The organism is Frateuria defendens, assembly GCF_001182895.1.
Classification (GTDB): Bacteria; Pseudomonadota; Gammaproteobacteria; order Xanthomonadales; family Rhodanobacteraceae; genus Frateuria_B; species Frateuria_B defendens.
This window is the reverse complement of the sequence record NZ_LFQR01000008.1, coordinates 15,399-27,735: the sequence shown is the minus strand read 5'-3', so window position 1 is coordinate 27,735 and position 12,337 is coordinate 15,399. Positions and strand designations below refer to the sequence as shown.

General features: G+C 72.8%; 11 protein-coding genes. 3 read left to right on the top strand and 8 right to left on the bottom strand.

Annotated features, from left to right (window positions below; translation table 11 throughout):
* Positions 1–184: 184 nt before the first annotated feature.
* The 8 genes from ACH65_RS02660 to ptsP all read right to left on the bottom strand — a co-directional run bounded on the left by ACH65_RS02660 (position 185) and on the right by ptsP (position 9,716).
* The gene (locus tag ACH65_RS02660) at positions 185–388 is read right to left on the bottom strand and encodes a DUF1737 domain-containing protein (RefSeq protein WP_049621028.1); all 204 of its coding nucleotides are present in this window, start codon (positions 386–388) and stop codon (positions 185–187) included.
* Positions 389–401: 13 nt separating this feature from the next.
* The gene (locus tag ACH65_RS02655; protein ID WP_049621027.1) at positions 402–845 is read right to left on the bottom strand and encodes a rhodanese-like domain-containing protein; all 444 of its coding nucleotides are present in this window, start codon (positions 843–845) and stop codon (positions 402–404) included.
* 191 nt (positions 846–1,036) lie between these two features.
* A complete protein-coding gene (locus ACH65_RS02650) occupies positions 1,037–2,440 on the bottom strand; it encodes a sugar porter family MFS transporter (protein WP_237561420.1) in 1,404 nt (467 codons plus the stop codon).
* An 80-nt stretch (positions 2,441–2,520) separates the two neighbouring features.
* Positions 2,521–3,162, bottom strand: coding sequence for a nucleoside/nucleotide kinase family protein (locus ACH65_RS02645; protein WP_049621025.1), 642 nt, complete (start codon positions 3,160–3,162; stop codon positions 2,521–2,523).
* Between the two features lie 66 nt (positions 3,163–3,228).
* On the bottom strand, positions 3,229–4,044 hold the full coding sequence (locus ACH65_RS02640) for a shikimate 5-dehydrogenase (RefSeq protein WP_049621024.1): 816 nt from the start codon (positions 4,042–4,044) through the stop codon (positions 3,229–3,231).
* A gap of 28 nt (positions 4,045–4,072) precedes the next feature.
* Positions 4,073–5,869 (bottom strand): PTS fructose-like transporter subunit IIB, encoded by a 1,797-nt coding sequence (locus ACH65_RS02635; protein WP_425478255.1) that lies wholly within the window; start codon positions 5,867–5,869, stop codon positions 4,073–4,075.
* On the bottom strand, positions 5,866–6,834 hold the full coding sequence (gene pfkB / locus ACH65_RS02630; protein WP_049621022.1) for a 1-phosphofructokinase: 969 nt from the start codon (positions 6,832–6,834) through the stop codon (positions 5,866–5,868). Before pfkB ends, ACH65_RS02635 begins: the two co-directional genes overlap by 4 nt.
* Entirely contained in the window at positions 6,834–9,716 is a 2,883-nt protein-coding gene (gene ptsP / locus ACH65_RS02625) for a phosphoenolpyruvate--protein phosphotransferase (RefSeq protein WP_049621021.1), read from the bottom strand. The genes pfkB and ptsP overlap by 1 nt, the downstream gene beginning before the upstream one ends.
* Before the next feature lie 148 nt (positions 9,717–9,864).
* Here ptsP and cra point away from each other — a divergent pair, with 148 nt between their 5' ends.
* From cra to ACH65_RS02610, 3 genes are all read left to right on the top strand, one after another.
* Positions 9,865–10,860: a catabolite repressor/activator gene (gene cra / locus ACH65_RS02620; protein WP_202594125.1), complete on the top strand. Its 996-nt coding sequence runs from the start codon at positions 9,865–9,867 to the stop codon at positions 10,858–10,860.
* Positions 10,861–11,004: 144 nt separating this feature from the next.
* Positions 11,005–11,607, top strand: a complete 603-nt coding sequence (gene folE, locus ACH65_RS02615; protein WP_049621020.1) for a GTP cyclohydrolase I FolE — start codon at positions 11,005–11,007, stop codon at positions 11,605–11,607.
* Positions 11,604–11,945, top strand: a complete 342-nt coding sequence (locus ACH65_RS02610; protein WP_049621019.1) for an EF-hand domain-containing protein — start codon at positions 11,604–11,606, stop codon at positions 11,943–11,945. The genes folE and ACH65_RS02610 overlap by 4 nt, the downstream gene beginning before the upstream one ends.
* The last annotated feature ends 392 nt before the right edge of the window (positions 11,946–12,337 follow it).

The following is a 12,337-nucleotide window of genomic DNA, read 5'->3' as shown; positions in this document are numbered from 1 at the left end:
AGGCGCGCCCTCGGGGTGTCTTTCTCTTTGGTTACTTTCTCTTGGACAAGCAAGAGAAAGTAACTCGCCCTCCGGCAGGAGGGCGAAACCCCGGCCAAAGGCCGGCCCGAATGCGATGGCACTTCAACAACACGACACACTTTTTCTCGCGCAGCACACCAGCAGGCAGATCGCGAACAAACCCTCAGAGCCCCGCGAGGTCCAGCTCCGGGCTGTATTCGCCCTCGACCTCCTTGACGATGGCCTGCCCGCAGATCACGCGCTTGGCGTCGCTGTCGTAGCAGAGCGTGGGCTGGCCGTGCAGCGACCAGCCGCGGGCCAGCGCCGCGCTGACGCGATGGCAGAAGGTCGCATCATCCGGCCCGGTGAGATAGCGGTAAAGGCGCATGGCCGCTGCCCGCCTACTTGCCGCCCTTCGCCACCGGCAGCTGCGCCTGCTGCCAGGCCAGCACGCCGCCGTTCAAGGTATAGACCTTGGTGAAGCCGGCCTTGACCAGGCGCTGCGCGGCCTTGTCGACGCCGCGGCCGTCCTTGTCGATCAGCACCACCGGCAGGTCCCTGGCCTTGGCGAGGTCCTTGTGTTCCGGGTCGAACTGGCCGGGCAGCACGTGGCGGGCGCCTGGCACGTGGGCCTTCTCGAAATCGGCGCGGGCGGAGAGGTCCACCAGCAGCGGGCTCTCGCGGTTGATCAGCAGGGTGAGCCCGGCCGGGGTCAGCCCCTTGTACTTGCGCAGCCGCACCAATACCTCGGTCACCGCCAGCGCCAGCAGGATCGCCACGAACAGCGCGGACAGCGCCAGATGGTTGCCAAGGAAGACGGGCAGCTTGTGCAGGAAGTCGTTCATCGAAAGTCCGCCGGGCGCGGGAAGCGCGCAAAGCGGCGATTATCCGGGAGCGCGGGGGTGCGCGCAAAGCGGCGGCGACGCTGGACGGCCGCCTGCCCGGCCAGGCCATGACGCGCGCCGGGGCGCCCCGGACAAAAAAGCCCCGCCGGCCAGGCCTGGCCGGTGGGGCTGTTCTTCCAAGGCCTTCGGCCTCAGGCGTGCTGGCGCTCCCGCACCGGCGCGCGCCGCTGCTGGAACGGGTAGAAGCGGTGATCACGCAGCTCGTGCTCGATCTGCTCCAGGCTCTTGCCGTAGGTCTCGGGCACCAGGTAGTAGACGAACACCAGCGCGCCGAAGGAGATCACCGCGTACAGCCAGAAGGTGTGCGTGGCGCCCAGCCAGGTGACCAGGCTCAGCGTGCTCAGCGTCACCGCGAGGTCGAAGATCCAGTGGCTGAAGGCGCCCAGGCTCGCGCCCTTGCCGCGCACGAACAGCGGGTACACCTCGGCGTTGATCAGCCAGATGCACACGCCGAAGCCGCCGCAGTTGAGCATCAGGTAGGCAGCCAGGCACACCACCACCAGCACGCGGCCCACCGGCGTGGCCGGGCCGCCGTTCTGGAACAGGATGCCCATCAGGATCAGCGCCACGATGGAGCCGGGGATCATCCACAAGAGGTAGCGGCGACGGCCGATGCGGTCCACCAGCACGCTGCCGATCACCGTCATGATCACCACCAGGATGGTGCTGCCGCCGGTGGCGAGCACCGCCGTTTCCTCGGAGAAGCCGGCCTTGGTGAGGATGGTGGGCGCGTAGTAGATCAGCGCATTGTTGCCGGTGATCTGCGAGAACATGGCGATGGCCGCGCCCACGATCACCGCCGGGCGGATCCACGGCTGGGCGAGGTCGCGCCAGCGGCCCTGCGGCTGGTTGTCGGCCACGGTGCGGATCTCGGCCAGCTCGGCGCGCGCCTGCTTGTCGCTGCCGCGCACCGTCTCGAGCACGTCCAGCGCCTCGCGCTCGCGCCCCTTGACCAGCAGCCAGCGCGGGCTCTCGGGCAGGAAGAACATGCCTGCCAGCAGCACGATCGCCGGCACCACGCCCAGGCCGAACATCCAGCGCCAGTGCTCGCCCAGCGCGAAGCCGGTGAAGTAGGCCACGGTGATGCCGAACACCACCATGAACTGGAACAGCACCACCAGCTTGCCGCGATGCGCGGGCGGCGCCACCTCGGCGATGTACACGGGAATGATCTGGGTGGAGCTGCCGGCGGAAAGGCCGAGCAGGAAGCGCGAGGCGATCAGGAAGCCCACGCTGGGCGCGATGGCCGAGAGGATCGAGCCGATGGCGAACACGATGCCCACGCCGATCACGGTGCGGCGGCGGCCGAAGCGGTCGGACACCGGGCCGGTGCCAAGGCAGCCGAACAGGGCGCCGAAGATGATCGCGCCGGTGACCAGTTGCTTGGCGGTGTCGTCCAGCGCGAACTGCCGGCCGAGGCCGAGCAGCGCCACGCCGATGATGCCGGTGTCGTAGCCGAACAATAGGCCGCCCAACGCGGCGATCACCGCGATGCCGACCACCAGGCCGGTGCGGTGCACCGGTTCGACTGCCATCGAGCTGTCTGATTGCGCATACATGGCAAGTACCTTTGGGTGGGTTGGGAGGAAACGCGGCACGCGGCCGCGGCGGAAAATCAGGCGGGCACCAGGCCCCAGGCCAGGCGGTAGTCGGCCCGGTCCGCGGTGGCGGCGATGCGCCGCGCGTTGGGCTCGTCCGTGTGCTCGATCCAGGCCAGCGCGTCCTCGCGGCTGCGGCCGTAGCGCATGTGCCGGGCCAGGAGCTGCGCGTGGCGCTGGGCCGGCTCCACGTCCACGAACCAGCTCTCGTCGAGCAGCTCGCGCACGCCGCGCCAGGGGCCGTCATCGAGCAGCAGGTAGTTGCCCTCGGTGATCACCAGCGGCACCTCGGCCGGCACCGCGATCTCGCCGGCCACCGGCTCCTCGATCTCGCGGTGAAAGGCCGGCGCGTACACCGTCTCGCCCGCGCGCGGGCGACGCAGCCGCTCCAGCAGCGCGGCGTAGCCGGCGGCGTCGAAGGTGTCCGGCGCGCCCTTGCGGGCGGCACGGCCGAGCCGCGCGAGCTCGGCGTTGGCGAGGTGGAAGCCGTCCATCGGCACCACCATCGCCGCCTCGCCCAGCGCCTCGGCCAGCGCCTGCGCGGCGGTGGACTTGCCCGCGCCCGGCAGGCCGGCGATGCCGAGCAGCCGGCGCCCGCCCTGCACGAGCAGGCGGCGCGCCCGCGCCAGGGCTTGCGGGGCTATCGTCGGTGCGCTCATCGGCGCGTCTCCAGCTGGTGGCGGCGGCCCGCGGGCCGCGCCGTGGAACGGGTGCACGCGCCGCGCTCAGCCGCGCGCATGCGCCGCGGCCTCTTCGATCAGCGCGTCGTCGGGACGCACGCCGGTGTAGAGCACGAACTGCTCCACCGCCTGCAGCGCGATCACTTCCGCGCCGGTGATCACCGGCTTGCCGAGCCGGCGCGCCAGCTGGATCAGCGGCGTCTCCGGCGGCAACGCCACCACGTCGAACACCGTCTTGGCGCGCGCCACCTCGGCCTCGCTGAAGGCCAGCTGCGCGGCGTCGGGGCCTTCCATGCCGAGCGGGGTCACGTTGATCAGCAGCTCCGCATCCAGGCCCGCGGTGTCGGGCGCCCAGGCGAAGCCGCAGGTCTCGGCGAGCTTGCGGCCGGCGGCCTCGTTGCGCGCCACGATGTGGCCGCGCTTGAAGCCGGCGTCGCGCAGCGCGCAGGCCACGGCCTTGGCCATGCCGCCGCTGCCGCGCAGGGCCAGCGGGCTGTCCGGCGACACGCCGTGCTTTTCGATCAGCTTGGCCACCGCGATGTAGTCGGTGTTGTAGCCGGTCAGGTGGCCCTCGTCGTTGACGATGGTGTTGACCGAGTCGATCGCCGCCGCCGAGCCCTCCACCTTGTCCAGCATCGGGATCACGGCCTCCTTGAACGGCATGGAGATCGCGCAGCCGCGGATGCCCAGCGCGCGTACGCCGCCGATGGCCCCGGCGAGGTCCTTGGTGGTGAACGCCTTGTAGACGTAGTTGAGGTCCAGCGCCCCGTACAGGTAGTTGTGGAAGCGCGTACCGAAGTTGCCCGGCCGGCCGGACAGGGACATGCACAGCTTGGTGTCGCGATTGATGCTTTGACTCATCACAGGTTCCGTGTCGCGGAGAAAAATGTCAGTGCGAGGCCGCCATGGCGACGGTGGTGTCCGCCGCCGCGCCGGCGTCGCGGCGCTTGGCCACGGCGTAGCCCACGCCGATCACCAGGGCGCCCACCGCGATCGACAGCAGGTAGGCACCCACGTGGCCCACCGCGCCGGGGATCAGCAGCACGAACAGGCCGCCGTGCGGCGCCTTGAGCTGGCAGCCGAAGTACATCGACAGCGCGCCGGTGACGGCGCCGCCGACGATGCAGGCCGGCATCACCCGCAGCGGGTCGCGCGCCATGAACGGGATGGCGCCCTCGGAAATGAAGCACAGGCCGAGGAAGCCCGCCGCGCGGCCGGCGTCGCGCTCCTGCTCGGTGAACTTGCCGCGCGCGATCAGCGTCGCCACGCACATGCCCAGCGGCGGCACCATGCCGGCGGCCATCACCGCGGCCATGATCGGGTAGCCGACGCCGCCCGGCTGGGTCAGCATCGACACGCCGAAGGTGTAGGCCACCTTGTTCACCGGCCCGCCGAGGTCGAAGCACTGCATGGCGCCGAGCACGATGCCCAGCAGCACCGCGTTGCCGGTGCCCATGCCCTGCAGGAAGTCGGTGAGCCCCTTCATCACCAGCGCCACCGGCTGGCCGATCACGTAGATCATGGTGAGGCCGGTGAGCAGGCTCGCCACGAACGGGATGATCAGGATGGGCTTGAGCGCATCCATGCTGGCCGGCAGCTTGAGGTAGCGGGCGATGCCGAGCGCCAGATAGCCCGCCACGAAGCCGGCCAGGATGCCGCCGAGGAAGCCGGCGTTGAGCGTCACCGCGAGGTAGCCGCCGATCATGCCCGGCGCGATGCCGGGGCGGTCGGCGATGGAGTAGGCGATGTAGCCGGCGAGGATCGGCACCATCAGCTTGAACGCGGTGCCGCCGCCGATCTCCATCAGCGCCGCGGCCAGCGTGCCCGGCTGCTTGAACGCCTCGATGCCGAACACGAAGGAGAGCGCGATCATCAGGCCGCCCGCCACCACCATCGGCAGCATGAACGACACACCGGTGAGGAGGTGCCCGTAGGGGCCGCGCGCCTTCTTCTTGCCGCCGGCCGCCGGCGCCGCCGTGCCCGAGGGGGCTGCGGCGCCGCCTTCGACCTGGGCCTTGGCGAGCGCGTCGTTCAAGGTCTGCTTCGCCTGCTTGAGCGCCACGCCGGTGGAGGTGCGCCACACCCGCTTGCCGGCGAAGCGCGCGCTGTCCACCTCGATGTCGCAGGCCATCACCACCACGTCGGCGGCGGCGATCTCGGCGTCGGTCAGCTCGTCGCGCGCGCCCACCGAGCCGCGCGTCTCCACGCGGATGGCGTAGCCCAGGTCCCTGGCCGCGGTGCTCAGCGCCTCGGCGGCCATGAAGGTGTGCGCCACGCCGGTGGGGCAGGCGGTGACGGCGACGATGCGCGGGGCCTGGCCGGCCGCGACGGGCGCGGGCGCCACGACCGCCGCTGCGGCGAGGCCGGCGGCGTCGAGCGGCTTCGCCTCGCGCCAGGCGCGCTCGAGCAGCGCATCGGCATCGCCCAGCGCCTCGGCCAGCGAGGCCGGGTGGAGGCGCCGGCCGACGAAGCGCTCCAGCGCCACCGGCGCGTCGGCGGCGACCACCACCAGGTCGGCCGCGGCGATCGTGGCCGCATCGAGCGGCGCGACGGGGCGCATCTGCCCCTGCGCTTCGGCGTGGGCGGTCCAGCCGCGGCGCTTGGCGGCGCGTTCGAGCGCCTGCGCGGCGAGATACGTGGTGACCATGCCGCTCGGGCAGGCCGTCAACAGGACGATGTTCATCAGAGCGCCTCCACGGCGACGGAGCGTGCGACGTCCGCGGGCTGCACCCGCGTCTGCGCGCATAGCTGTTCGAAATCTTCGGCGTGGGGATTGCCGGGCCCCACATGGCGCACGCATTCGGCGGCCAGCGCCACCGCGTGGCGCAGGCTGCGTTCGCGGCTCCAGCCTTCGAGCTGGCCGTGCAGCATGGCGGCGAGCAGGGTGTCGCCGGCGCACACCGTGCTCACCACCTCCACCTTGGGCGGCAGCGCCTGCCATGCCTCGGCGGCGTCCAGCCAGTAGGCGCCGTCCGCGCCCAGCGAGAGCAGCAGCTGGGCCGGGCGGCCTGCGTCGACCAGCTGCCGCGCGGCGGCCAGCTGTGCCGCCGCGTCGGGCAGCGGGCGGCCGACCAGTTCGGCCAGTTCGTGCTCGTTGGGCTTCAAGAGATCCACCGTGCCGTGCCGCGCGCTGGCGAGGCCGGCGCCGCTGGTGTCCAGCCACACCGGCTTGCCCTGTGCGTGCAGGCGCGCGAGGAAGGCGTCGAACTGCGCGGTGGAGACGCCGCGCGGCAGGCTGCCGGCCACCACCACGGCATCCACGCCGGCCAGCTGCCAGGGCAGGCCTTCGAGCAGTTCCACCCAGGCTTCGGCGGTGACCTGCGTGCCGGGGCCGTTAAGGTCGGTGACGCGGCCGTCGCGCTCGCTGAGCTTGGCGTTGATGCGCGTCTCGCCGGGGATGCGCACGAACAGGTCGTGCAGGCCGGCGGCGGCGAAGGCGTGCTGGAACGGCGCCTGGTTGTCCGCGCCGAGGAAGCCGCCCACGCGCACCTCGTGGCCCAGCGACAGCAGCACGCGCGCCACGTTGATGCCCTTGCCGGCGGCGTCCAGCCGCGTGGCGCCGGCGCGGTTGACCTCGCCGGGGTGCAGCGCGTCGAGCTGGATCGCCAGGTCCAGCGCCGGGTTGAGCGAATAGGTGACCACCCGCGCCATCAGACCAGTTCCGCCGCCGCGGGCAGCGCCGCCTCCAGCGCCTGGCGCACGGCATGCGCGGTGGGCTGGCGCAGCGCCAGGCGCGCCAGCTCGCGCGCCTGCGGCAGGTCGAGCACGCGCACCGCCTCCTTCACCTGCGGCACGCGCCGCGCGGTGACGGAAAGCTCATCCACGCCCAGGCCCACCAGCACCGGCACCGCCAGCGGGTCGGAGCCCAGCTCGCCGCACACGCCGACCCAGCGGCCGTGCGCGTGGGCCGCTTCCACCGTCATCTGGATCAGCCGCAGCACCGCCGGGTGGATCGCGTCCGACTGCGCGGACAGCTCCGCGTGGCCGCGGTCGATCGCCAGGCAGTACTGGGTGAGGTCGTTGGTGCCGATGGAGAAGAAGTCCACCTCGGCGGCAAGGCTGGGCGCCAGCAGCGCGCTGGAGGGGATCTCCACCATCACGCCCAGCTGCACGTCGGGCGCGCCGATCTCCGCCTGCAGGCGGTCGAAGATGGCCTTGCCGGCGCGAAACTCCTCGATGTCCTTGACCATCGGGAACATGATGCGCAGCGGCCGCTTGCCGGCGGCGATCAGCAGCGCGCGCAGTTGTGTCTCCAGCACCTCGGGCCGGGCCAGCGCCAGGCGGATGCCGCGCATGCCGAGGAAGGGGTTGTCCTCGGCCGGGATCGGCCAGTACGGCAGCGGCTTGTCGCCGCCCACGTCCAGCGTGCGCGCCACCAGCGGGCGGCCGCCGAGCGCCTCGAAGGCTTCGCCGTATTCGCCGATCTGGGTGGCGAGGTCGGGGAAGTCCGGGTGCGCCATGAACACGAATTCGGTGCGCAAGAGGCCCACCGCCTCGGCGCCGCGCTCCACCGCATCGGCGGCGTGGGCGGTGTTGCCGAGATTGGCGGCCACCTCGATGCGGTGGCCGTCGCGGGTGACGGCCGGCTCGAAGCGGCGCGCGTAGGCCTCGCGCTCCTGCGCCTGGCGTTCGGCGATGCGCTGCTCGATACGCGCCAGCCGCGCGGCGTCGGGCGCGGGCACCAGCCGGCCGGCGTCGCCGTCCACCACCAGCGCCTGGCCCGGTGGCAGCGCCATGATGCGCTCGCCCGCGCCGACCACCGCCGGGATGCCGAGCGCGCGGGCCAGGATGGCGCTGTGCGAGGTGGCGCCGCCGCGCGCGGTGACCAGGCCGCGCACGCGGGCGGTGTCCAGCCGCGCCACGTCGGAGGGGCCGAGGTCCTCGGCCACCAGCACGTAGGGTTCGACCGGCGGCTCCGGCAGCGCGACGTGGCAGAGCAGGCCGAGCACGCGGCGGCCGACGTCGCGCAGGTCGGCGGCGCGCTCGGCCAGCAGGCGGTCGGCCAGGGCCTCCTGCGCCTTGGCGGCGGCGTCGATGGCCTGCCACCAGCCGGCCTCGGCCGAGGCGCCGTCGCGGATGGCTTCCAGCGCGGCGTCGCGCAGGCCGGGGTCGGCCAGCATCTCCACGTGCACGGAAAGAATGTTGGCGACCTTGGCGCCCTGGGTGCCCTGGATCAGCGCTTCCAGTTGCTCGGCCGCGCCGGCCAGGGCGCGCGTCAGGCGTACTTCCTCGCGGGCGCGGTCCTCGCTGCGGGCCGGGTAGTCGAACACCGGCGCGCGCAGCACGTAGACCGGCGCCACGGCCAGGCCCGGCGAGGCCGGTACCGCGCTCAGCGGCTGGCCCGGCTCGGGCGCCGCGAGCGGCACCGCCGCCTTCGGCACGGCGGCCGGAGCCTGCAGCGCCTCGGCCACGGCGGGCAGCGGCGTCACCGCCTCGCCCAGCCCTTCTTCCACCGCGGCGACCATCGCCGCCACCGCCGCCGCGGCGCCGTCGCCGCGGGCGGAGAACACCAGTGTCTGGCCGCGCCGCGCGCCCAGGCCCAGCACCTTGGTCAGGCTGATCGCGGGCACCGCCTCGACGGCGCCTTCGACCACGCGCATGCGGATCGGTTTGCCCTGGGCGCGGGCCACCTGCACCAGCTGCTTGGCCGGGCGCGCGTGCAGGCCGTGCGCGTTGAGCAGGCGCACGCGAGCGGTCTGGGTATCCTCGCCCTCGCCGGCCAGCACCGCCAGCGTGGTCTCGGCGGAAAGGCCCCTGAGGCTGGCGGCCTTGCCGCTGGCCAGCAGTTCGTCCAGCCGCGCGAGCAACGGCTGGTGCGCCTCGCCCTTGGCGGCGAGGCAGAACACGCCGAACACCCCGTCCGCCCCCGTGCCGTGGGCGGCGGTGGCCAGCGCCAGCGCGGGCACCTCCACGTCCACGGCCGCGCGCACCAGGCACAGCCCCTGCCCCAGCGGCAGCGGCGCCTGGGTGGCGATGGCCGCCACGAAGTCGCGCCCGACGCAGCTCAGCGCCTCGAGGCGGCCGGCCGCGGCCAGCGCCAGCTCGGCGGTGCTGCGCACGGGCAGCGCGAGGCAGAGGGTGTCGGCGTCCAGCCGCGCGCGCACCACCGGGCGGGCGAGCACCGCCAGCACCGCCTCGGCGTCGGTGGCGGCGGCCAGGGCGGCGCCGGCGTCCTCGCGCTCCAGCGCGTGGGTGAGCTGGCGCAGGATGTCCAGGTGCTCGTCCGACTGCGCGGCGATCGCCACCAGCAGGTGCACGCGGTGGCCGTCGTGCCAGGCCACGCCGGCCGGGAACTGCAGCACGCGCACGCCGGTGGCGCGCACGTAGCGGCGGCTCTCCGGGGTGCCGTGGGGAATGGCGATGCCCTGGCCGAGCCAGGTGGAGGACTGCGCCTCGCGCGCGAACAGCCCCTCCGCGTAGCCGGCCTCCGCGCGGCCCGCCGCCACCAGCGCCTCGCCGGCCTGGGTCAGCGCGTCGCGCCAGTCGGCGGCGCGGCAACCGAGAAGTACATCGTCCTGCGTCAGCGTGAGCATGCCTGGTCTCTCTTGTTCCTCGGCGGCGGGTGCCGTCATCGCGTTCGAGTGGTTGCAGGCGACGCTTGAAGCACGCTTGCTGAATCGTGTCACCACGCCGGGCATGCTGTATTGTCTGTCGCCTCGAATCAAGCTGCGGTGCAAAAAAATGCCACCCCGCCTGAAACTGATCGACATCGCCCGCCTGGCCGGCGTCTCGCGCGCCACCGCCAGCTACGTCATCAATGGCCAGGCGCGCGCGCGGCGGATCAGCGACGAGACGGTGGACAAGGTGATGGCGGTGGTGCGCCAGAGCGGTTTCCGCATCGACGCCCAGGCCGCCGCGCTGCGCCGTGGCGAGAGCCGCACCATCGGCCTGCTGATCCCGGACCTGGAGAACACCAGCTACGCCCGCCTGGCCAAGCTGCTCGAACGCGGCAGCCGCCGCCACGGCTACCAGCTGCTGATCGCCGACTCCGACGACGACATCGCCACCGAGCGCGAACTGGCGCTCGGCCTGCGCGCACGCGGCTGCGACGCGCTGATCGTGGCCAGCGCGCTGCCGATGGGCGATGCCTTCTACGTCGAGCTCAAGGACGACGGCCTGCCGGTGATCGCGCTCGACCGCGCGCTCGACCCCGGCCGCTTCGCCTGCGTGGTCAGCGACGACCGCGTCTCGGCCGAGACGCTGACCCGCTCGCTGCTGGCCCCCGGCCTCGCCAGCGTCGCCTGGCTCGACGCCATGCCGGAGATCGACACCACCATCGAGCGCCGCGAGGGCTTCCACCGCGCGGTGGCGGGCCGCGGCATGCGGGTGCGCGAGTACAACGGCGAGCGCTACGACCGCAAGACCGGCGCCGCGCTGTGCCGGCGCATGCTGGAGGAAGGCGGCCTGCCCGACGTGCTGGTGACCGCCTCCTACACCCTGCTGAGCGGCGTGCTGGACGCGCTGCTGGCGCTGCCCGCGGGCCTGCCGCCCGAGCTGCGCGTGGGCACCTTCGGCAACGACCGCCTGCTCGACTTCCTGCCGCTCAAGGTCAACGCGATGGTGCAGCGCCACGCCGAGATCGCCGAGCGCGCGCTCGCCCGTGCGCTCGGCGCCATCCAGGGCGACTACCGCCCCGGCCGCGACGCCGTGCCGCGCGAGCTGCTGCGCCGCCTGTAGGCGCGCGCTTGCGCGCGACCGGGCGTTGCCGCGTCCCCGCCGCGCGGGCTTTCGCACGCAAGGCCCGCGCCTGCATCACAGCAGGGCCGGCGGGCCGACTGCGCTACACTAGCCCGCTTGATGAAACAGCCTTAAGGATCGCGCATGGGCGATGATTCCAACCCCTCGACCGTCAGCCACGAGGAGGCCGAGGAGGCCGTGCGCACGCTGCTGCGCTGGGCCGGCGAGGACCCCACGCGCGAAGGCCTGCGCGACACCCCCAAGCGGGTGGTGAAGGCCTACCGCGACTGGTTCTCCGGCTACGCCACCGACCCGGGCGAGTACCTGCGCCGCACCTTCGAGGAAGTGGCCGGCTACGACGAGATGGTGGTGCTGCGCGACATCGAGTTCGAGAGCCACTGCGAGCACCACATGGCGCCGATCCTCGGCCGCGCCCACGTGGGCTACATCCCCACCCACCGCGTAGTGGGCATCAGCAAGCTCGCCCGCGTGGTGGACGCCTACGCGCGCCGCTTCCAGGTGCAGGAAAAGCTCACCGCCGAGATCGCCCAGTGCATCCAGGAGAACCTGCAGCCGACGGGCGTGGCGGTGGTGATCGACGCCAGCCACGAGTGCATGACCACCCGCGGCGTGCACAAGCGCGGCGTGTCGATGGTGACCAGCCAGATGCTCGGCGCGTTCCGTGACGACGCGCGCACCCGCGCCGAGTTCCTGCGCTTCATCGACATCGGCAACCACCGCGGATGAGCCCGCGGCGCCTCGCCGCCGCCCTGCTGCTGGCACCGGCGCTGGCGATCGCACAGGGCTTTCCCCGCACGCCGGCGGACTACCTCGCCCGCCTGGACGGCAACGGCGACGGCCGCCTCGACGAGGCCGAGTACGTGGCCTACCTCAGTGCCGGCTTCGCCCGCCTCGACACCGACGGCGACGGCGTGCTGGAGGCATCCGAACTGCCCGGCGGCCGCGGGCGCGCCGTCACGCTGGAGGCCCACCAAGCCAACCTGCGCCGGCAGTTCCACAAGCTCGACCGCAACCACGACGGCCGCCTGAGCGCGCGGGAACTGGCGGCGCCACCGCAGCCTTGACGGCCACCGGCGCCACCGGCCGCCCAGCCCCGATCGACGTCGACGCCCGGCCGGCATCCGGCATGGGGCGCCCACGCTGACGGCGGGCTTCGCTGCACGCTGGCTTTGGCACGTTGCCCCGGCGAAGGCCGAGGCCCGGCGCCGATGGCTTCGGTTCAAGCCAGCGCGGCCGGCATCGCTCACGACCGGCATTGCTGCCGTGAAGCGTCCCCGGCCTTCGCCCGGATGACGATGACATTGGCTGAAACTTCGACGCCAACCGGGCCATCCGGCGACGGCCCACCCACGGCCGGGCCCGCTCCACACGACGCTCTCGCCCACCCGCACGGGCCAGGCTGCCATGCAGCGTGCTCGCCCGTGGCCGATCCGCTATCGTGCGGGGCCTGCCCCCG